Origin of the sequence: Pseudomonas sp. PB101, from assembly GCF_009764265.1 — a bacterium.
Classification (GTDB): Bacteria; Pseudomonadota; Gammaproteobacteria; order Pseudomonadales; family Pseudomonadaceae; genus Aquipseudomonas.
In genome coordinates, this window is record NZ_RWIR01000005.1 from 1 (window position 1) to 19,574 (window position 19,574).

Consider the following 19,574-nt stretch of genomic DNA (forward strand, 5'->3'; position numbering starts at 1 on the left):
GCTTGCTGGCGATGGCGCCCTTGAGTACGCCATCGCCAGCAAGCCGGCTCCTACAGGTTGTTTAACAGCCTTCGGTGTTAAACGACCTCCAGCCGAACCTTGTGCTGGTTCAACAGCTGCGCCAGCGCCGGGGAAGGCTGCTGATCGGTGACCAGGCAATCGACCAGGCTGATCGGCCCCAGGCGAATCATGGCGTTGCGCCCGAACTTGCTGGAGTCGGCCGCGAGGATCACTTGCCGGGCATTGGCGATGATCGCCTGGGATACCCGTACTTCCTGATAGTCGAAGTCCAGCAGGCTGCCGTCCTCATCGATGCCGCTGATGCCGACCAGGGCGAAATCGACCTTGAACTGATTGATGAAGTCGACACTGGCCTGGCCCACCACGCCGCCGTCGCGGCGCACGTTGCCGCCGGTCAGCAGCACGTCGAAGTCGTCCTTGGCGCTGAGCATGGAGGCGACGTGCAGGTTGTTGGTGATGATCTTCAGATGACTGTGATTGAGCAGTGCCCGGGCAATCGATTCGGTGGTCGTGCCGATGTTGATGAACAACGAGGCATGGTCGGGAATCTGCGCGGCAATGGCTTCGCCGATACGCTGTTTCTCATCGCGCATCTGGTCGGCGCGCATGGCGTAGGCGGTGTTTTCAACACTGGAGTCGTAAGCCGCGCCGCCGTGGTAGCGGCGCAACAAATTGGCTTCCGCGAGCTGATTGATGTCGCGGCGGATGGTCTGCGGGGTAACGACGAACAACGTGGCCATTTCCTCGATGCTGACATAGCCGCGTTCGCGAACCAGCTCGAGGATTTGCTGCTGACGGGGAGGCAGATTCATGGGGCGTCCTTTGGGCTGCCGTGCAAAATTTGCCCATGATGCCGCAGGAATCTGCTCCCGACCAGTTACATACAGATACGAGCCAGCGTGTTGGCTTATTCAGCCTCGTCTTCAACCGCCCAGTCGCGGGTGCGGCTGACCGCTTTTTTCCAGCCGGCGTAGAGTTTTTCCTTTGCCGTTTCATCCAGCGTCGGCTCGAACTGGCGCTCGATCACAGCCTTGCCACGCAGCTCTTCCAGGCTGCCCCAGAAGCCACAGGCCAAGCCTGCCAGGTAAGCCGCGCCGAGTGCCGTGGTTTCGCGCATTTGCGGACGCTCGACCTGGGTGCCGAGGATGTCGGCCTGGAACTGCATGAGGAAATTGTTGGCCACGGCACCACCGTCCACGCGCAACGCCTTGAGACGTTCGCCGGAGTCCTGCTGCATGGCGTCCAGCACGTCGCGGGTCTGGTAGGCAATCGACTCCAGCGCGGCACGGATGATGTGGTCCACGCGTACGCCGCGGGTCAGGCCGAACAAGGCGCCACGGGCGTACGGGTCCCAGTAGGGAGCGCCAAGACCGGTGAAAGCCGGCACCAGGTACACACCGTTGCTGTCCTTGACCTTGTTGGCAAAGTATTCGGTATCGTGGGCGTCGTTGATGATCTTCAGCTCGTCACGCAGCCACTGCACGGTAGAACCGCCGTTGAACACCGCGCCTTCCAGCGCGTAGGCCACTTCGCCACGTGGGCCGCAAGCGATGGTGGTGAGCATGCCGTGTTGGGACTTCACGGCTTTGTCGCCGGTGTTCATCAACAGGAAGCAACCAGTGCCGTAGGTGTTTTTCGCCTGGCCTGGCTCGACGCACATCTGGCCGAACAGGGCGGCTTGCTGGTCGCCAGCGATGCCGCCAATGGCGATGCCGCTTTTGGTACGGCCATAAATTTCCGAGGACGATTTGACTTCGGGAAGCATCTCGCGCGGGATGTCCAGCACCTCCAGCATCTTCGCGTCCCATTCCAGGGTGTGGATGTTGAAGAGCATGGTGCGCGAAGCGTTGGTGTAGTCGGTGACATGCACCTTGCCGCCGGTGAATTTCCAGATCAGCCAGCTGTCGACGGTGCCGAACAGCAACTCGCCATTGCGCGCGCGTTCGCGGCTGCCTTCGACGTTGTCGAGAATCCACTTGAGCTTGGTGCCGGAGAAATACGGGTCGGTGACCAGGCCGGTGGTGTCGCTGATGTATTGCTCGTGGCCATCGCGCTTGAGCTGCTGGCAGATCTCGGTGCTGCGCCGGCATTGCCAGACGATGGCGTTGTAGATCGGGCGGCCGGTGTTCTTGTCCCAGACTACGGTGGTTTCACGCTGGTTGGTGATGCCGATGGCCGCCACCTGGTCGTGATGCAGGCCGGCTTGCGCCAGGGCCTCGACCATCACCGCGCTCTGGGTGGCGAAGATCTCCATCGGGTCATGCTCGACCCAGCCGGCTTGCGGGTAATGCTGTGCGAACTCCCGTTGGGCGGTGCAGACCACGTTCGCGTCGCGGTCGAAAATGATCGCGCGGGAGCTGGTCGTACCCTGATCGAGGGCAATGATGTAGTTCTTATTCTGTGTGTCGGTCATGTCGATTGCCTTGGACGAAATAAGGGAGTGAGGTCTGGCGCGTGATCAAAGGGCAGGGGGCACGCGCCAACGGTATCAAGAAGTTCTCGGTTTGCCGTCTATGGCAACTGCTGCATCCTTTGTAGCAGGTACGGCGCTGGGCAGATGGCGGGCAATCAGCCCGCGATAGGCAGCGGCGCCGAGGCAGGCACCGACAATCGGTGCAAAAACAGGAATCAGGAAATACGGAATATCGCGTCCGCCAGTGAAGGAAATTTCACCCCAGCCAGCGAAGAAAGTCATCAGTTTAGGGCCGAAGTCGCGCGCCGGATTCATGGCAAAACCAGTCAGCGGTCCCATCGAACTGCCGATTACCGCAATCAGCAGGCCGATCAGCAGCGGTGCCAGCGGGCCTTTGGGCAAACCATTGCTGTCGTCGGTCAGGGACATGATCACGCCCATCAGGATGGCGGTGATGATCACTTCGACCAGAAACGCCTGGGCGGTGGTCAGCACAGGGTTCGGGAAGGTGGAGAACACCGATGCCAGTTCAAGGCTGGCCTGGGTTCCACGAACCATATGGTGCGTTTGTTCGAATTCGAAGAATAGATTGCTGTACAGCGTGTAAACCAACAACGCTCCACAAAAGGCACCAGCGACCTGGGCGAGAATGTAGAGCGGCAATTTACGCTTTTCGAAATCGGTAAAAATGCTCAGGGCAATACTGACGGCAGGGTTCAGGTGAGCACCGGAAACCCCGGCGGTCAGGTAGATCGCCATGCTGACGCCGACGCCCCAGATAATGCTGATTTCCCACAAGCCAAAACTGGCACCCGCGACCTTGAGCGCGGCAACACATCCCGTACCAAAAAAGATCAGCAGCGCCATACCCAGAAACTCGGCCATGCATTGGCTCGAGAGCGACGGTTGTTGCAAAGCAGTTGTCATTGAAACCTCAATTCTTTTTGTTGTCTGGCGCTTTTCCCATCATGGTCGAAGCGCGGTTTTCGCCGAGGCAGGATGTGCATCCTGGTCGCGGTTTACTGCTGGCTACTGCGGTAGGACGTTTCGTACAGTTTCAGAAACGAAAAAATATAGACAAGAAACGCTGCTGTCAAAGGTCGAAAGTGAACCGTCGGTCACAAAGAAACTATTCGCTGTATGAATGAACGAGTTGTTGATGAATGGGATGGCCAGGCAATGGCGTCATGGATACTCCGCCGTAGAGCCTTTTATTGATCAATGTCCTAGAATCATGCGCTGTATTTTTCTTCTGCCGCCCAGTCTGGAGCTGTCATGACCCCCGCATTGGATTTGTTGAAAAAGGTTCGGGCCGAACATCGCGTACACAGTTACGAACATGACCCCAAGGCTGCCTCCTACGGGCTGGAAGCAGCGGAAAAACTCAGCCTCGATCCGGCGCGGGTGTTCAAGACCTTGCTGGCGGCCAGCGAAAAAGGTGAGTTGCTGGTGGCCGTGGTGCCGGTTGCCGGCAGTCTGGACTTGAAAGGGCTGGCCCACGCCGCGGGTGTGAAAAAGGTCGAAATGGCTGATCCGGCCGCAGCCCAGCGCTCTACTGGCTATCTGCTGGGCGGGATCAGTCCGTTGGGGCAGAAGAAGCGTTTGCGCACGTTCATCGATAATTCGGCCCAACCCTTCGCCAGCATTTTTGTCAGTGCGGGTCGGCGCGGCCTGGAAGTCGAACTGGCACCGACGGTGCTGGCTGAACACACCCAGGCGAAGTTTGCCGATATCGGCCGTGCCTGAGGCGCCGGCACGGCGCTGTATGGTGAAAATCGGCCTGCTCTGTCACTGGTGCCGGTTCGACCAACGCGGCATGCTCGACGGGTCTGACACAGGGAGAAGGTTATGCAGCTTGAGTTTCATCAGGTCGACGCGTTCAGCAATCAGCCATTTGGCGGCAACCCGGCGATGGTCTATCGGCTCGATACCTGGCTCGCCGATGAGTTGATGCAGAAGATTGCTGCCGAGCACAACCTCGCCGAAACGGCGTTTGTCGTGCGCGAAGGGCAGGGCTGGCACATCCGTTGGTTTACACCGACCACCGAGGTGCCATTGTGCGGGCACGCGACGCTGGCCAGCGCCTATGTGTTGTTCGAGATCTATAAAGAGCCCGTCGAGCGCCTGGACTTCACCTGTAAATCCGGCCCGCTGAGCGTGACCCGGGAGGGTGGGCGGTTGTGGCTGGATTTTCCGACCATCGTGCCGACGCCAGTGAGCGACACTCTGGCTATCGAACGTGCACTGGGTGTGAACGTCGTGGAGGTGCTGGCTTCGAACGAGCTGTTCGTGGTGCTCGAATCCGAGCAGGCCGTGCTCGACTGCAAGCCGGACATGGTTGCCCTGGCGAAACTGCCGTGGCTGGGCGCCATCGTGACGGCACGAGGCAGCCAGCACGATTTCGTCTCCCGCTATTTCGCACCGGCGATCGGCATCAATGAAGACCCGGTGACTGGATCGACCCATTGCCTGCTGATTCCGTACTGGTCCGAGCGTTTGGGCAAGTCGAGCCTGACGGCGTGTCAGCGTTCGGCGCGGGGCGGGGAGCTGTTCTGCCGCCTGGAAGGCGATCGGGTGAAGATTGGCGGGGATGCGACGCTCGTAGCGAGCGGCACGCTAATGTTGGGCTAATGCATATCCACTGTAGGAGCGAGCCTGCTCGCGATGGTCTCAAGGGCACCGCGTTCATCCAGGATGAACGCGTTATCGTTGACGTCCATCGCGAGCAGGCTCGCTCCTACAGGTTTTTGTGTGTATCAGTGGGCGGTGCTGTAGCGCCGCACACCTGATTCAACGGCAGGAATCTGCGCCGCCGTGCTGCCGGACGCCTGGAACAGCACCAGGTGTTCAGCCGCGACACGAATGCCCACATCGGCCCCGACCTGACGATCGACATGGCTCGGGAAAATCGACTCCAACTGTGCGCCTGTCGGCAGCTGCAAGCGATACAGGGTCGACGCACCCAGGAATGTCTTGCCGGCGATTCGCGCCTTCAGCGCGCTGTCCGGTGCATAGACGATATCGTCCGGGCGCAGCAGCACGTCCACGGCGCCGCCTACCGGCCAGGTATAGGCCCGATTGCCGCGCAACTCACCCAGCTCGGTTTGCACCGACTCCGGGCTGCTCAACTGACCGCGAATGAAATAGCCCTGGCCGATGAAGCTGGCCACAAAGGGTGTCAGCGGTTCGTGATACAGGTTGTAGGGCGTATCCCACTGTTCCAGTCGACCTTCCTTGAACACGCCAACGTGGTCGCTGACGGCGAAGGCTTCTTCCTGGTCGTGAGTCACCAGAATCGCGCTGGTGCCACGGGCCTTGAGGATGTCGCGCACTTCATGGCTGAGCTTGCGGCGCAATTCGCCATCGAGGTTGGAGAATGGTTCGTCGAGCAGCAGCAGTTGCGGTTCCGGCGCCAGGGCGCGGGCCAGGGCGACACGTTGTTGCTGACCACCGGACAGCTCATGAGGGAAGCGCTTGCCGAGGTTCTTCAGGTTGACCAGTTCCAGCAACTCTTCGACGACGCGATCTTTTTGCGGGTGCTTGCGGATGCCGAAGGCGATGTTGTCGGCCACGCTCAAATGCGGAAACAGCGCGTAGTCCTGGAACACCATGCCGATGCGACGTTTCTCCGGGGCGAGGGTGAACCCGGCGCTGGAGATGGTTTCGCCCGCCAGCTGGATTTCGCCTTCGTGTACCGGTTCGAAGCCGGCAATCGCCCGCAGGGTGGTGGTCTTGCCGCAGCCCGAGGAGCCCAGCAGGCAACCGATGTCGCCAGCGTTCAAATGCAGGTTCAGGTTCTGCACCACGCGCTGGTCCTGGTAGCCGCAGGCGAGGTTGCGCAGGTTAAGCAGTAATGGCTGGCTCATGCGTGGTGATACGAAGGTGGGACGAGGAATTCGAGCAGGGCTTTTTGCGCATGCAGACGATTTTCCGCTTGATCCCAGGCCACCGAGCGTTTGTCGTCGAGCAGGTCGACGCTGATTTCCTCGCCACGGTGCGCCGGCAGGCAATGCATGAACAGCACGTCGTCAGCGGCCAGGTCGAGCAGGGCGCGATTGACCTGGTACGGGGCGAACAGCTTCAGGCGTTTGGCGGTTTCTTCTTCCTGGCCCATGGAGGTCCAGACGTCGGTGCTTACCAGATGGGCGCCGCGCACGGCATCTTTCGGGTCGCGAACGATGGTGACCCGATCGCCGGCCTTGGCCACGAATTCAGGATTGGGCTCGTAGCCTTCCGGGCAGGCGACGCGCAACTGGAAGTCGAACTGGATGGCCGCTTCTATATAGCTGTTGCACATGTTGTTGCCGTCGCCGATCCAGGCCACGGTCTTGCCCTGGATGGAGCCGCGGTGTTCGAGGAAGGTCTGCATGTCCGCCAGCAACTGGCACGGGTGCAGGTCATCGGACAGGCCGTTGATCACCGGTACGCGGGAGTTGGCGGCAAATTCGGTCAGGTTGCTGTGGGCAAAGGTACGGATCATCACCGCATCGAGCATGCTCGACATGACGATGGCGCAGTCGCCGATCGGCTCGCCTCGGCCCAGCTGGGTGTCACGTGGCGACAGGAAGATCGCCTGGCCACCGAGCTGGATCATGCCGGCCTCGAAGGAGATCCGGGTGCGGGTCGAGGATTTCTCGAAAATCATCCCCAGGACGCGGTTTTTCAGGGGCTCGAACAGTACGCCGCGGTTACGCAGGTCCTTGAGCTCAACGCCTCGACGGATCACGCTGACCAGCTCTTCGGGCGTGCAATCCATCAGGGAGAGAAAGTGCCTTGCGCTCATCATTGACTACCTTTTTGCTACAAACCGCAGATGCTCAAAGCCTTGTTTAACGGAACAACGGGCGAGACCTGCGGCGTAAGCCGCACGGGGCGACGAAATAGGGGAAGGCGCGATCTTATAATTAAATGTCGCGTCTTACCAATAGGGCTACAGTTTTTAGGGAGTTTCAGAGGGGCTACGGGTTCACCGGGGTAGCGCTTTTGAAGCCTGTTTCCTGATAGCAGCGCCTCATTTGTACACCGGCCCCTCGGGGCTTGGCAATCAGGCGGGGCGGCAATGGTGCGCTGACAGTCGGTTTCCGACCTGTCATTCATCAGCGCCGGGCTCGACGAACACTGCCTTCGAACTGAACTTCGGCGGCCATCGGCCGGCCTGATAACCCTCGATTCACAAGACGAACGTCGCTGGTGTAGCGACGGGTCTGGCGCCATAGTTTTGTTTCCGCGGCTTACGTTGCCCGCCCCATGACAAGACAGAGACTGGCCATGACCAAGACTCTCCATCACCGTGCCTGCCATTTGTGCGAAGCGATCTGTGGCCTGACCATCGAAACCACCGAGGTCGAAGGCGGCAAGGTCCAGATCACGTCGATCAAGGGCGACCCCCTGGACACCTTCAGTCGCGGGCACATCTGCCCCAAGGCCGTGGCGCTGCAAGACATCCAGAACGATCCGGACCGCCTGCACCAGCCCATGCAGCGGATAGGCAATGAGTGGCGGCCCATCGAATGGGAGGCCGCATTCAACCTGGTCGCCGAACGTCTCGCGGCCATTCAGGCGCATCACGGGCAAAACGCCGTGGCGGTCTATCAAGGCAACCCCAGCGTGCACAATTACGGGCTGATGACCCACAGCAATTACTTCCTCGGCCTGCTGAAGACCCGCAACCGGTTTTCCGCGACGTCGGTCGATCAACTACCTCATCACCTGACCAGTCATTTGATGTACGGCCACGGTTTGCTGCTACCGATCCCGGACATCGATCACACCGATTTCATGCTGATCCTGGGCGGCAATCCGCTGGCTTCGAACGGCAGCATCATGACCGTGCCGGATGTGGAAAAACGCTTGAAGGCGATTCAGGCCCGGGGTGGCAAAGTGGTGGTGGTCGACCCGCGCCGCAGTGAAACGGCGGCGATTGCCGATCAGCATCTGTTTGTGCGCCCTGGCGGTGATGCCGCGCTGTTGTTCGGACTGCTCAACACCTTGTTCGCCGAAGGCCTGACCCGCGACAGCCATCTGCCCGTTGATGGACTGGAGGAGGTGCGGGAGGCCGTCGCGGCGTTCACCGCCGAGGCCATGAGCCCGTTGTGCGCCGTACCGGCCGAACAGATCCGCCAGTTGGCGCGGGACTTCGCCGCAGCACCGAGTGCGGTCTGCTATGGCCGCATGGGCGTTTCGACCCAGGCCTTCGGTACACTGTGTCATTGGGTGGTGCAGTTGATCAACCTGGTTACCGGTAATCTCGATCGCGTGGGTGGTGCCTTGTGCACCGAGCCAGCAGTGGACCTGGTGGCGACGACTTCGGGCGGGCATTTCAATCTGTGGCAGAGCCGGGTATCCGGGCGCCCGGAATACGCTGGAGAATTACCTGTCTCGGCGCTGGCCGAGGAGATGCTCACCGAAGGGGAAGGGCAAGTCCGCGCGTTGATCACCGTGGCTGGCAATCCGGTACTGTCCACGCCCAATGGCCGAAAGCTCGAGCAGGCGCTGGACGGGCTGGAGTTCATGGTCAGTATCGACCTGTACATCAATGAAACCACGCGTTACGCCGACCTGATCCTGCCGTCGACATCGGCGCTGGAAAACGACCATTACGACACCACGTTCAACCTGTTTGCGGTGCGCAACGTCAGCCGTTTCAACCGCGCCGTCCTCGCCAAACCCGAAGGTGCATTGCACGACTGGGAGATCTTCGTCGGGCTGGCCAAGGCATTTGCCGCCAGGACCGGCAAAGAGTTGAAACCCACCATCGCCCCGGCGCAAATGATCGATCGCGGTCTGCGCATGGGAATGTACGGCGACACGTCCGAGCACAAGCTGTCGCTGGCGACTTTGTTCGATCATCCCCATGGCGTCGATCTGGGCGCGCTCAAGCCTAACCTGGCACCACGCCTGAAGACTTCCAATCAACGCATCCAGGCCGCGCCGGCAGCGATTGTCGCTGACTTGGCGCGCTTCGCAGCCTTGCAGGCGCCGGCCGCCGACGAGTTGTTGATGATTGGCCGCCGGCATGTGCGCAGCAACAACTCATGGATGCATAACTATCACCGTTTGGTGAAGGGCAAGCCGCGTCATCAGTTGCTGATGCATCCGGACGACCTGGACAGTCGCGGTCTCACTGACGGACAGCGGGTGCGAGTCAGTTCGCGGGTGGGTGTGATCGAAGTCGAAGTGCTTGGCAGCCTGGACATGATGAAAGGCGTGGTCAGTTTGCCCCACGGTTGGGGGCATGCGCGGCCGGGCGTGCAAATGACGATTGCCAGCAGCCAGCCGGGCTCCAGCGCCAACGACCTGACCGACGAATGTCGGGTTGACGAATTGTCGGGCAATGCCGCACTCAATGGCGTGCCGGTGACCGTGGCAGCCGCTTGAGTCAGACCGACGGAGAGACCGAGCAGCGCGCTCGGCTTTCCGTTACAATGCGCCACCGTGCCGACCCATGAGTCGGAAAGTTCAGCCGAGGTGCTCCATGGATATCATCGAAACGATTAAAGAGCAGATTGCCAACAACACCATTCTGCTTTACATGAAAGGCTCGCCGAATGCCCCGCAGTGCGGCTTCTCCGCGAAAGCTGCACAGGCCGTGATGGCATGTGGCGAAAAGTTTGCGTACGTGGACATCCTGCAGAACCCGGAAATCCGCGCCAACCTGCCAAAATACGCCAACTGGCCGACTTTCCCGCAATTGTGGGTGGGTGGCGAGCTGGTCGGCGGTAGCGACATCATGACCGAGATGGCTGCTGACGGTTCGTTGCAGACCACCATCAAGGCTGCTGTTGAAGCCGCTGCTGCCAACAAGTCCGAAGCCTGATTCGGTTCCTGTACCTGTAGGAGCGAGCTCGCTCGCGATGGTCGTTAACGATAACGCTGGGAGCCTGGTTCCCCGCAGCGCTCTCTAGTCCATCGCGAGCATGCTCGCTCCTACAATAAAAGCAGCAGGCACAAAAAAGCCCCGCCTCTTTAAAAGAGAGCGGGGCTTTTTATTGCATCGAGATTAACGGCGTAGAACTTACTCGTCTTCGCCCATCTGCGATTGCAGGTAGTTCTCGATACCAATCTTGTCGATCAGGCCCAGTTGGGTTTCCAGCCAGTCGATGTGTTCTTCTTCGGACTCGAGAATGTCTTCGAGCAGTTCACGGCTGCCGAAGTCGCCAACTTTCTCGCAATGTGCGATGGCCACTTTCAGATCGGCATGGCCGGTTTTTTCAATACGCAGGTCACACTCGATCATTTCCTTGGTGTGCTCGCCGATGTGCAGCTTGCCCAGGTCCTGAACGTTCGGCAGGCCTTCAAGGAACAGGATCCGCTTGATCAGCTTGTCCGCGTGCTTCATCTCGTCGATGGACTCGTGGTACTCGTGCTTGCCGAGCTTGTTCAGGCCCCAATCTTCATACATGCGCGCATGCAGGAAATATTGATTGATCGCGACCAGCTCATTGGCAAGGATCTTGTTGAGATGCTGGATGACTGTAACGTCGCCTTTCATGATGGGGTCCTGCCCTGTAATAGCTGTCAATAGAACAGAGTTTGAGCCGCGTATTTGCTAGTGTCAAACCTAAGTTATTGAAACTTAAATGAAAATTAATCGGAATAAGAATGTTTGTGTTCCGCGTCTAGAGCATAACTAGTTGATTTTCAGACATAAAAAAACCGGACATATGTCCGGTTCTTTAAAATTCGATATTCAAGCGGCGCTAAATTCTGCTGGATAGGGAATTGCAGCCTGGGCCGTTTGCAGTTTTGTCAGGGTCTCGCGGACCACTTCCTTGGCCAGGCAGGCACATTTGCCGCATTGGCTGGCTACGCCGGTGGCCACGCGGACTTCCTTGTAGCTGCAGCATCCTTCATAGATCGCATCGCGGATTTGACCGTCGGTGACACCAGTGCAGAGGCAAACATACATAAGGAAGGACCGTCGCTGATTCTGTCTCAATTGCGATGGATCTTAATGTTAACGAGAATGATTGTCAAAGTGGTTTCAGGGCGCTTTTCCTCATAAGTGCGGATGGCTGACGAACGGTCTGCCTGGCAAGTCGGTGATGCAAAACCGTCGGGGATTTCATCGCAAGGGGAAAAAACAGCTAAGCCAGCTCAAACACGCGGTGTATGATGTCCGGTCTTTTGCGACCGGGGATCGTGTCACAGGGCTGTCGCCTCAGGGTGGCAGGCTGATGCGAACCCTGTTTCTCACGCTATTACACCAGGAGATATCCAATGAGCGTACTCGTAGGCAAGCAAGCCCCTGACTTCACCGTACCGGCCGTACTCGGCAATGGCGAGATCGTTGACAGCTTCACCCTGTCTTCGGCGATCAAAGGCAAATACGGCCTGGTGTTCTTCTACCCGCTGGACTTCACCTTCGTTTGCCCGTCCGAGCTGATCGCTCTGGACAACCGCATGTCCGAGTTCAAGTCGCGCAACGTTGAAGTGGTCGCTGTGTCGATCGACTCGCACTTCACTCACAACGCCTGGCGCAACACCCCGGTCAACAATGGCGGTATCGGCGAAGTCCGCTACACCATGGCTGCCGACATCAAGCAGGAAATCATGAAGGCCTACGACGTTCAGTCCGCTGACGGCGTGGCTTTCCGTGGCGCGTTCCTGATCGACGACAAAGGCGTTGTCCGTTCGCAGATCATCAACGACCTGCCGCTGGGCCGTAACATGGAAGAGCTGCTGCGTCTGGTCGACGCTCTGCAATTCCACGAAGAGCACGGCGAAGTCTGCCCTGCCAACTGGAAGAAAGGCGACAAAGGCATGAACGCTTCGCCAGAAGGCGTTGCGGCTTACCTGACCGAGCACGCTGCCGCGCTGTAAGGTACCAGGTACAAAAAAACCGGCCCTCGAGGCCGGTTTTTTTATGCGTTGGATACTGACCCTGTAGGAGCGAGCCTGCTCGCGATGGAATCAAGAACACCGCGGGGTGTCAGGCTCCCCGCGTTATCGTTGACGTCCATCGCGAGCAAGCTCGCTCCTACAGAAAAACATCAATCGTCGAAATCTTCCCAGCCACCCATCTGTTTCCAGCGATTGACGATGCCGCAGAACAGCTCGGCCGTCTTCTCGGTGTCATAGCGTGCCGAGTGAGCCTCACGACCGTCGAAGTCGATGTCCGCTGCCTGGCACGCCTTGGCCAGCACGGTCTGACCGTATGCGAGGCCGGCGAGCGTCGCGGTATCGAAACTGGAGAACGGATGGAACGGATTGCGCTTCATGTCCAGGCGCGCAACCGCTGCATTCAGAAAGCCCAGGTCGAAACTGCTGTTATGCCCGACCAGGATCGCCCGCTTGCAGCCATTGGCCTTGAGGGCCTTGCGCACGCCGCGGAAGATATCGTTCAGGGCAGACTCTTCACTCACGGCCATGCGCAGCGGGTGATCAAGCTTGATCCCGGTGAACTCCAGGGCCGCCGCTTCAATGTTCGCGCCTTCAAACGGCTCGACACGGAAGAAGTAGGTGTGATCCGGGTACACAAAACCCTTTTCATCCATGGCGATGGTGGTCGCGGCGATCTCCAGCAGGGCGTCGGTGGCGGAGTTGAAGCCACCGGTTTCTACGTCGACGACAACCGGCAGGTAACCACGAAACCGTGCGGCCATTGGATGGCGGGAACCGCCTCCGCCACCATTGCCTTCCAGTTCGTCGTCGAAATGCTCTTCACTCACGCGTGTTCCTCCAGCAGGCGCCAGCGCAGTTTTTCACCGGCGCGCAGCGGGATAACGGTCAGCTCGCCAAACGGCAGGCTGGCAGGGGCGGTCCATTCTTCGCGGACCAGGGTGATGCGATCGGTATTTGCCGGCAGGCCATAGAAGCGCGGGCCGTTGAGGCTGGCGAAGGCTTCGAGCTTGTCCAGCGCATTGCGCTGTTCGAAGGCTTCGGCGTACATCTCGATCGCCGCGTAAGCGGTGTAGCAGCCGGCGCAACCGCAGGCGGCTTCCTTGGCATGCTGGGCATGGGGCGCCGAGTCGGTGCCGAGGAAGAACTTCTCGCTGCCGCTGGTGGCGGCGTCGAGCAGGGCTTCCTGGTGCGTATTGCGCTTGAGGATCGGCAGGCAATAGAAGTGCGGCCGAATCCCGCCCACCAGCATGTGGTTGCGGTTGTACAGCAGGTGATGCGCGGTGATGGTCGCGCCAACGTTGGCCGAAGCCGAGTTGACGAACTGCACGGCGTCCGCGGTGGTGATGTGTTCGAACACGACCTTGAGGGTCGGGAAGCGCTCGACCACACGGCGCATGTGCTCATCGATGAAGATTTTTTCGCGGTCGAATACGTCGACATCGCCGCGGGTGACTTCACCGTGAATCAGCAACGGCATCCCGACTTCGGCCATGGCCTCGAGTGCAGGGAAGATCTTGTCGATGCTGGTAACACCGGAGTCCGAATTGGTGGTCGCGCCAGCCGGGTACAACTTGGCGGCGTACACGAATCCGCTGGCCTTGGCCTCGCGGATTTCTTCAGGCTGGGTGCGGTCGGTCAGGTACAGGACCATCAGTGGTTCGAACTGGCTGCCGGCCGGGCGGGCAGCGAGAATCCGCTGGCGATAGCCGTCGGCTTCGGCCGCGTTGCGCACTGGCGGAACCAGGTTGGGCATGATGATGGCGCGGCCAAAAGTGCGCGCGACATCCGCGACGGTATTGGTCAACACGGCACCATCGCGAAGATGAATGTGCCAGTCGTCGGGACGCAGCAGGGTCAGGCGGTCGGACATGAGGGGATTCCAGGCGGGTCAAACTGAGGGGAATGCTACCGGAAAAGACTCTTGCAGGCACTCGCTATCAAGTTTTACGGGAAGCTTCCGATATCCAACAGGTATGCCGTAAACATCTGTGTGTCGGTCTTTTTGTTGTAGAAGCCAGTGGAGCCTCCCGTGCGCCAGCGTTATTTAGCCTTGCTCAGTGTGTTTGCCAGCCTTCCCGCGATGGCGCTGACTTTCCAGACCCGTATGGAGAGCATTGAGTGGACGGTCGAAGGTGACAAGTTCGAATGCCGCCTGACGCAGCCGATTACCGATTTCGGTTCGGGCGAGTTCGTGCGCAAGGCCGGTGAGCAGGCAACGTTTCGTCTCAAAGCCTATAACCCGATGATGGGCGGCGGTTCGGCGACTTTGCTGGCCGCTGCCGCACCGTGGCAACCGGGGCGTGACGACATCAACCTGGGCACCGTGAGAATCGGCAGCGGCAATGTGTTGTTCAACAGTTCGCAGGTCCAGGCCGGACGCCTGATCAGCGGATTGATGGACGGTCGCAGCCCGGTGGTTCGCCACTCCTCGGCGGACGGCCGGGTGTCGGAAGTGCGTCTGCTGCCGGTCAGGTTCACCAAGGCGTTTGCCGATTATCAAGGCTGTGTGGCGAAACTGTTGCCGCAGAACTTCGAGCAAGTGAAGCAATCGGAGGTCGGCTTCCCCGGTGGCGGAATCGAGCTCGACAGTGCTGCGAAGGCCAGGCTTCAGGTCATGCTGGAATACATGAAGGCCGACCCGACGGTCAATCACATCGAGCTTGACGGTCACTCCGACAACAGCGGCAACCGCCTGACCAACCGCGACCTGTCGCGACGCCGGGCCCTGGCAGTGATGGATTTCTTCAAGGCCAACGGCATCCAGGAGTCGCAGATCACCCTGCGCTTCCACGGCGAACGTTATCCGCTGGCACCCAATACCAACAATGCCAACCGCGCGAAGAACCGCCGTGTAGCGGTACGCCTGGAGCGTGGAGCACCTGCCGAACAAGTCGCCCCGCAAGCAACGAAGGCGGCCGCTTCGGCTACTTCCTGACTACTTGGTCATCGTCGCGCTCTCGACATAATCTGTCGCTTCGTCGTCATAAGCTGTCGCGCCACTGTAAATTATTCTGTATGAGCGGTAGACTTCCCGGCTTTCCGTAGAACCCCGTGGAGTGATGGCATGGCGGACGTAAACAAGGTCGTTCTGGCGTATTCCGGCGGCCTGGACACTTCGGTGATCCTCAAGTGGCTGCAGGATACTTATAACTGTGAAGTGGTGACCTTCACCGCTGACCTGGGTCAGGGCGAAGAGGTCGAACCTGCACGCGCCAAGGCTCAGGCCATGGGCGTCAAAGAGATCTACATCGACGACTTGCGCGAAGAGTTCGTGCGCGATTTCGTTTTCCCGATGTTCCGCGCCAACACCGTTTACGAAGGCGAGTACCTGCTGGGTACTTCCATCGCTCGTCCGCTGATCGCCAAGCGCCTGATCGAAATTGCCAACGAAACCGGCGCAGACGCCATTTCCCATGGCGCCACCGGCAAGGGTAACGACCAGGTTCGTTTCGAACTGGGCGCCTACGCCTTGAAGCCAGGTGTGAAAGTGATCGCTCCGTGGCGCGAGTGGGACCTGCTGTCCCGTGAAAAGCTGATGGACTACGCCGACAAGCACGCGATTCCGATCGAGCGCCACGGCAAGAAGAAATCCCCGTACTCCATGGATGCCAACCTGCTGCACATCTCCTATGAAGGCGGCGTGCTGGAAGACACCTGGACCGAGCACGAAGAAGACATGTGGAAATGGACCGTCTCCCCGGAGAACGCGCCAGACAAGCCGCAGTACCTGGAACTGACCTACCGCAACGGCGACATCGTCGCGCTGGACGGCGTCGAAATGACTCCGGCCACCGTGCTGGCGACCCTGAACCGTATCGGTGGCGAACACGGTATCGGCCGCCTCGACATCGTCGAGAACCGTTACGTGGGCATGAAGTCCCGTGGTTGCTACGAAACCCCTGGCGGCACCATCATGCTGCGCGCCCACCGTGCGATCGAATCGATCACCCTGGACCGCGAAGTGGCTCACCTCAAAGACGAGTTGATGCCGAAATACGCCAGCCTGATCTACACCGGTTACTGGTGGAGCCCTGAGCGTCTGATGCTGCAACAGATGATCGATGCGTCCCAGGCCCACGTGAATGGCGTTGTGCGCCTGAAACTGTACAAGGGCAACGTGATCGTCACTGGTCGCAAGTCTGACGAGTCGTTGTTCGACGCCAACATTGCCACCTTCGAAGAAGATGGCGGCGCGTACAACCAGGCGGACGCGGCGGGCTTCATCAAGCTCAACGCCTTGCGCATGCGCATTGCAGCGAACAAAGGCCGGAAGCTGTTCTGAGACCTTTGAAATCGTGAAGGGTGCCTGATCTCGTCCAGCACGAGGTCAGGCACCTGAAAAAGGGGGGACGCCGGTTACTGCGTTGTCCGGTGTTTTCGTTGCCGCTGACGGTTTCCTGTTTTTCTCCTTTCACTGGTCTGTCCTGATCTATGCGTTGTTGTTTGCGGGTTGTCCGGCCTGATCAATGACCGTCAACCTGTGCGAGTCCGGGTTGTAGGCGACGTAAAAGGCGCCGCTGCGCTTCCCGGTCTGCTTTGAAAGTTTGAGCGCACTGGCTTTCAGTAAAACCTCCGAAACGGCACACGTGACAAACAGAATCACGTACGCCGTCTGTTCCTGTGGCCTCTGGACTCTCTCCAGTAGCGCTGCGAATTCAATCTCCTTGCTCATCCAGCGCGTATCCACGATGGACAGGTCCTTTACCGCTTGCGCCAACTGAAGTCGATGCTGAGCGAAGACGTGGGTGTGCAGGCCAATCTCCGTTGGCGGGTCTTGTGCGCCGCAGGGCGTTCGGACCGACTGCTGGCCATTCATTGGCGTTTCCGGAGCGGGAATGCCGGATGACTTCCCGGATGTTTTTTTTTCCGATCGCCCGGCATCATCCATGACCTTCATGAAGTGTTTTCCCTTTTCAAAGTCGGATGGCGCATACAGTGATCTGTAGTTGAAGTTTAGTGTCGCGAAAAAAAGCAAAAGTAAATAAAACGGAAAGCTGATCAGAAACCAGACATAGAGTTCTTTTTCTTCTTCGCCAAGGAAGGGTAGCGAAACAGCGGCTGAGGTTTCAGAGAGCGTTGCGAATATGGCAATGATTGTCATTGGGTTGGTCGTTCGTTTTCTGTCCTGTTCAGTGCTCATGTTGAATTCTCTTTTCTTGAATGAGGTCTCAAGTTTTTAAGTGTTGCTTATTGTAGTTGCTGTTGTTTTTTGTTGGCTCTAGTGATTGTTGTTCGTTGTTTGTTGCTCTTCGATTTTTTGGGCGGTGGTTATGTTAATGATTGCGCAAAAAATATTATTTGCTGTAAGAGTAGTTGGATGCTTGGTGTGTGATATTTCTGGTCTTAATGTTGAATGCGTAAATATCGGTTACGTTTTTACGGGAAAGTTGAAGCCGATGTTTCTCAGGGAGGTGGCTGGGTCCTGGAAAATTCTGGCCATAAATCCACAGGGACGATTGCTGAAAACTGCGAATCCTGACGCTGATACAGTTTTCAACTCATTCCGTGCCAAGGATTTTTGTAGGAGGAATCCGTGTTGTTTGTAGGGTATGTCTCTTGGTGCGGGTGGCTGGAAGGGGCGACATGCCATGGGTGAAACGACTAGGCTATTGTGCGGGCTCTAAAAATTCGAACAGCGAAAATTGGACTTGCCCATGAATAAAGTGCTGATCGTGGATGATCACCCCGTCATTCGTCTTGCGGTACGTATGCTAATGGAACGTCATGGCTACGAAGTTATTGCAGAAACCGATAATGGTGTGGATGCACTGCAACTAGCCCGTGAACTTACGCCGGACATTGTCATTCTGGATATCGGGATTCCGAAGCTGGACGGATTGGAAGTGATTGCGCGTTTGTCTTCGACCCCGACGCCGATGAAAGTGCTGATCCTGACGTCCCAGGCTCCGGGGCATTTTTCCATGCGCTGCATGCAGTCCGGTGCAGCCGGTTATGTCTGCAAACAACAGGACCTGACGGAGTTGCTCAGTGCAATAAAGGCCGTGCTGTCAGGTTACAGTTACTTTCCCAATCAGGCCCTGCATACCGTGCGCTGCAGTTTGGGGAATGCCAGTGAGGCCGATATGGTTGATCGGTTGTCGGGGCGGGAAATGATGGTCCTGCAACAGTTGGCCAGAGGGAAGACCAATAAAGAGATCGCCGATGGAATGTTTCTCAGCAATAAAACAGTCAGCACATACAAGACCCGGCTTTTGCTGAAACTGAATGCAAGGTCGCTGGTCGATTTGATCGAGCTGGCCCAACGCAATGGTCTGGTGTGATGGCATAACAGCGCTTCAAGGGGCGTCCACCGAAAGATGGCACTTAGTAAAAAGCCTCCGTTTCGGGAGGCTTTCAGGTGTCATAAGTCAAAATCGTAATCGGCCAATTGCTTCTGCAGTCGGCGCTCCTCCAGCAGGTTGTCGATGGTGCGGCGTTTGCTCAGATTAGTTTTCGCTACTTCTACCACCGGCTCGGCGTCATCGGTTTCGGCGGTGGTGAAGTCGTCTTCTACGTCCAATTGCTCTTTGCCAGTACTCATTTAGTTGCTCCAGGCTAAGAAGGCCTTTGGCGCCCCTTATATCGACAATCTCCCGGCGGGTAAAAAAGATTTTTTCAATCGAAAAGTCATAAAACCCAATAGCGCCTCAATCGTCTGAGGTTTTCTGCTTGTATTCGCACAGGTCCTCGATCCGACAGCTTCCGCACCGGGGCTTGCGGGCCAGGCAAACATAGCGGCCATGAAGGATCAGCCAGTGATGGGAGTCGAGCAGGTACTCCCTGGGCACGAACTTCATCAGCTTTTTCTCGACTTCCACCACATTCTTGCCGGGCGCGATGCCGGTGCGGTTGCTGACTCGGAAAATGTGCGTGTCGACGGCCATGGTCAGTTGGCGGAATGCCGTGTTGAGCACCACGTTGGCGGTTTTGCGGCCGACGCCGGGCAGCGCTTCCAGCTCTTCGCGGGTTTGTGGCACTTCACCTGCGTGACGCTCGACCAGCAAGCGGCAGGTTTCGATCACGTTTTTCGCTTTGCTGTTGTACAGGCCGATGGTCTTGATGTACTCCGACAGCCCCTCGACACCCAGGGCATGGATCGCTGCCGGGGTATTGGCGACCGGGAACAGCCTGGCTGTGGCCTTGTTGACGCCGACATCGGTCGACTGCGCCGAGAGAATCACGGCGATCAGCAATTCGAAGGGGGAGGAATAGGCCAGCTCGGTCTTGGGTTCCGGGTTGTCCTCGTGCAGCCTGCGGAATATTTCCAGACGTTTTGCGGCATTCATGGGCGGTGCGT

At 58.4% G+C, this 19,574-nt stretch carries 20 protein-coding genes; 8 read left to right on the forward strand and 12 right to left on the reverse strand.

Annotated features, from left to right (window positions below; all coding sequences use genetic code 11):
- Positions 1-77: 77 nt before the first annotated feature.
- The 3 genes from EI969_RS01040 to EI969_RS01050 all read right to left on the reverse strand — a co-directional run bounded on the left by EI969_RS01040 (position 78) and on the right by EI969_RS01050 (position 3,361).
- Positions 78-833 carry a DeoR/GlpR family transcriptional regulator gene (locus EI969_RS01040; protein WP_007971301.1) on the reverse strand — a complete coding sequence of 252 codons (756 nt, stop codon included), beginning with the start codon at positions 831-833 and terminating at the stop codon, positions 78-80.
- Between the two features lie 95 nt (positions 834-928).
- Positions 929-2,434 carry a glycerol kinase GlpK gene (gene glpK, locus EI969_RS01045; protein WP_160385557.1) on the reverse strand — a complete coding sequence of 502 codons (1,506 nt, stop codon included), beginning with the start codon at positions 2,432-2,434 and terminating at the stop codon, positions 929-931.
- 75 nt (positions 2,435-2,509) lie between these two features.
- Entirely contained in the window at positions 2,510-3,361 is an 852-nt protein-coding gene (locus tag EI969_RS01050) for an MIP/aquaporin family protein (protein WP_160385558.1), read from the reverse strand.
- A 348-nt stretch (positions 3,362-3,709) separates the two neighbouring features.
- Here EI969_RS01050 and ybaK point away from each other — a divergent pair, with 348 nt between their 5' ends.
- A complete protein-coding gene (gene ybaK, locus EI969_RS01055; RefSeq protein ID WP_160385559.1) occupies positions 3,710-4,180 on the forward strand; it encodes a Cys-tRNA(Pro) deacylase in 471 nt (156 codons plus the stop codon).
- Positions 4,181-4,282: 102 nt separating this feature from the next.
- Entirely contained in the window at positions 4,283-5,065 is a 783-nt protein-coding gene (locus EI969_RS01060; RefSeq protein ID WP_160385560.1) for a PhzF family phenazine biosynthesis protein, read from the forward strand.
- Between the two features lie 125 nt (positions 5,066-5,190).
- On the opposite strand, the gene EI969_RS01065 is transcribed toward EI969_RS01060, so the two are convergent.
- Both EI969_RS01065 and argF read right to left on the reverse strand, forming a co-directional pair.
- Positions 5,191-6,300 carry an ABC transporter ATP-binding protein gene (locus tag EI969_RS01065; protein ID WP_160385561.1) on the reverse strand — a complete coding sequence of 370 codons (1,110 nt, stop codon included), beginning with the start codon at positions 6,298-6,300 and terminating at the stop codon, positions 5,191-5,193.
- Positions 6,297-7,217, reverse strand: coding sequence for an ornithine carbamoyltransferase (gene argF, locus EI969_RS01070; RefSeq protein ID WP_110661864.1), 921 nt, complete (start codon positions 7,215-7,217; stop codon positions 6,297-6,299). Before argF ends, EI969_RS01065 begins: the two co-directional genes overlap by 4 nt.
- Positions 7,218-7,702: 485 nt before the next feature.
- Between argF and EI969_RS01075 the strand changes: the two genes are divergently transcribed.
- Both EI969_RS01075 and grxD read left to right on the forward strand, forming a co-directional pair.
- Positions 7,703-9,811, forward strand: a complete 2,109-nt coding sequence (locus tag EI969_RS01075; RefSeq protein WP_160385562.1) for a molybdopterin oxidoreductase family protein — start codon at positions 7,703-7,705, stop codon at positions 9,809-9,811.
- A 97-nt stretch (positions 9,812-9,908) separates the two neighbouring features.
- Entirely contained in the window at positions 9,909-10,250 is a 342-nt protein-coding gene (gene grxD / locus EI969_RS01080; RefSeq protein WP_034149018.1) for a Grx4 family monothiol glutaredoxin, read from the forward strand.
- A gap of 198 nt (positions 10,251-10,448) precedes the next feature.
- On the opposite strand, the gene bfr is transcribed toward grxD, so the two are convergent.
- Both bfr and EI969_RS01090 read right to left on the reverse strand, forming a co-directional pair.
- A complete protein-coding gene (gene bfr, locus EI969_RS01085; RefSeq protein WP_110660658.1) occupies positions 10,449-10,925 on the reverse strand; it encodes a bacterioferritin in 477 nt (158 codons plus the stop codon).
- Between the two features lie 198 nt (positions 10,926-11,123).
- Entirely contained in the window at positions 11,124-11,342 is a 219-nt protein-coding gene (locus EI969_RS01090; RefSeq protein ID WP_160385563.1) for a bacterioferritin-associated ferredoxin, read from the reverse strand.
- A 311-nt stretch (positions 11,343-11,653) separates the two neighbouring features.
- Here EI969_RS01090 and EI969_RS01095 point away from each other — a divergent pair, with 311 nt between their 5' ends.
- Complete coding sequence (locus EI969_RS01095; RefSeq protein ID WP_160385564.1) at positions 11,654-12,256, forward strand: peroxiredoxin; 603 nt, start codon at positions 11,654-11,656, stop codon at positions 12,254-12,256.
- A 170-nt stretch (positions 12,257-12,426) separates the two neighbouring features.
- Here EI969_RS01095 and rnt read toward each other — a convergent pair whose 3' ends face one another.
- Positions 12,427-13,104: a ribonuclease T gene (gene rnt, locus EI969_RS01100; RefSeq protein ID WP_110660659.1), complete on the reverse strand. Its 678-nt coding sequence runs from the start codon at positions 13,102-13,104 to the stop codon at positions 12,427-12,429.
- Entirely contained in the window at positions 13,101-14,147 is a 1,047-nt protein-coding gene (gene pyrC, locus EI969_RS01105; RefSeq protein WP_160385565.1) for a dihydroorotase, read from the reverse strand. Before pyrC ends, rnt begins: the two co-directional genes overlap by 4 nt.
- A gap of 159 nt (positions 14,148-14,306) precedes the next feature.
- Here pyrC and EI969_RS01110 point away from each other — a divergent pair, with 159 nt between their 5' ends.
- Both EI969_RS01110 and EI969_RS01115 read left to right on the forward strand, forming a co-directional pair.
- Positions 14,307-15,212, forward strand: coding sequence for an OmpA family protein (locus EI969_RS01110; RefSeq protein WP_160385566.1), 906 nt, complete (start codon positions 14,307-14,309; stop codon positions 15,210-15,212).
- A 129-nt stretch (positions 15,213-15,341) separates the two neighbouring features.
- Positions 15,342-16,559, forward strand: coding sequence for an argininosuccinate synthase (locus EI969_RS01115; protein ID WP_108215004.1), 1,218 nt, complete (start codon positions 15,342-15,344; stop codon positions 16,557-16,559).
- 147 nt (positions 16,560-16,706) lie between these two features.
- Here the strand turns inward: EI969_RS01115 and EI969_RS01120 are convergent, their stop codons facing one another.
- The gene (locus EI969_RS01120) at positions 16,707-17,417 is read right to left on the reverse strand and encodes a hypothetical protein (protein ID WP_160385567.1); all 711 of its coding nucleotides are present in this window, start codon (positions 17,415-17,417) and stop codon (positions 16,707-16,709) included.
- A gap of 514 nt (positions 17,418-17,931) precedes the next feature.
- Here EI969_RS01120 and EI969_RS01125 point away from each other — a divergent pair.
- Complete coding sequence (locus EI969_RS01125) at positions 17,932-18,558, forward strand: response regulator transcription factor (protein WP_160385568.1); 627 nt, start codon at positions 17,932-17,934, stop codon at positions 18,556-18,558.
- A gap of 80 nt (positions 18,559-18,638) precedes the next feature.
- On the opposite strand, the gene EI969_RS01130 is transcribed toward EI969_RS01125, so the two are convergent.
- Complete coding sequence (locus EI969_RS01130; RefSeq protein ID WP_007972325.1) at positions 18,639-18,818, reverse strand: PA3496 family putative envelope integrity protein; 180 nt, start codon at positions 18,816-18,818, stop codon at positions 18,639-18,641.
- 106 nt (positions 18,819-18,924) lie between these two features.
- On the reverse strand, positions 18,925-19,563 hold the full coding sequence (gene nth / locus EI969_RS01135) for an endonuclease III (RefSeq protein WP_160385569.1): 639 nt from the start codon (positions 19,561-19,563) through the stop codon (positions 18,925-18,927).
- Positions 19,564-19,574: the final 11 nt, after the last annotated feature.

Excerpts from the sequence above, each read along its gene's own strand:
- EI969_RS01065 (WP_160385561.1), bottom strand. The coding sequence starts at position 6,300 with ATGAGCCAGCCATTACTGCTTAACCTGCGCAACCTCGCCTGCGGCTAC.
- EI969_RS01115 (WP_108215004.1), top strand. The coding sequence starts at position 15,342 with ATGGCGGACGTAAACAAGGTCGTTCTGGCGTATTCCGGCGGCCTGGAC.
- EI969_RS01095 (WP_160385564.1), top strand. The coding sequence starts at position 11,654 with ATGAGCGTACTCGTAGGCAAGCAAGCCCCTGACTTCACCGTACCGGCC.
- EI969_RS01120 (WP_160385567.1), bottom strand. The coding sequence starts at position 17,417 with ATGAGCACTGAACAGGACAGAAAACGAACGACCAACCCAATGACAATC.
- pyrC (WP_160385565.1), bottom strand. The coding sequence starts at position 14,147 with ATGTCCGACCGCCTGACCCTGCTGCGTCCCGACGACTGGCACATTCAT.
- grxD (WP_034149018.1), top strand. The coding sequence starts at position 9,909 with ATGGATATCATCGAAACGATTAAAGAGCAGATTGCCAACAACACCATT.
- EI969_RS01075 (WP_160385562.1), top strand. The coding sequence starts at position 7,703 with ATGACCAAGACTCTCCATCACCGTGCCTGCCATTTGTGCGAAGCGATC.
- nth (WP_160385569.1), bottom strand. The coding sequence starts at position 19,563 with ATGAATGCCGCAAAACGTCTGGAAATATTCCGCAGGCTGCACGAGGAC.
- glpK (WP_160385557.1), bottom strand. The coding sequence starts at position 2,434 with ATGACCGACACACAGAATAAGAACTACATCATTGCCCTCGATCAGGGT.
- EI969_RS01040 (WP_007971301.1), bottom strand. The coding sequence starts at position 833 with ATGAATCTGCCTCCCCGTCAGCAGCAAATCCTCGAGCTGGTTCGCGAA.
- EI969_RS01050 (WP_160385558.1), bottom strand. The coding sequence starts at position 3,361 with ATGACAACTGCTTTGCAACAACCGTCGCTCTCGAGCCAATGCATGGCC.
- argF (WP_110661864.1), bottom strand. The coding sequence starts at position 7,217 with ATGAGCGCAAGGCACTTTCTCTCCCTGATGGATTGCACGCCCGAAGAG.
- EI969_RS01125 (WP_160385568.1), top strand. The coding sequence starts at position 17,932 with ATGAATAAAGTGCTGATCGTGGATGATCACCCCGTCATTCGTCTTGCG.
- EI969_RS01060 (WP_160385560.1), top strand. The coding sequence starts at position 4,283 with ATGCAGCTTGAGTTTCATCAGGTCGACGCGTTCAGCAATCAGCCATTT.
- ybaK (WP_160385559.1), top strand. The coding sequence starts at position 3,710 with ATGACCCCCGCATTGGATTTGTTGAAAAAGGTTCGGGCCGAACATCGC.
- EI969_RS01130 (WP_007972325.1), bottom strand. The coding sequence starts at position 18,818 with ATGAGTACTGGCAAAGAGCAATTGGACGTAGAAGACGACTTCACCACC.
- bfr (WP_110660658.1), bottom strand. The coding sequence starts at position 10,925 with ATGAAAGGCGACGTTACAGTCATCCAGCATCTCAACAAGATCCTTGCC.
- EI969_RS01090 (WP_160385563.1), bottom strand. The coding sequence starts at position 11,342 with ATGTATGTTTGCCTCTGCACTGGTGTCACCGACGGTCAAATCCGCGAT.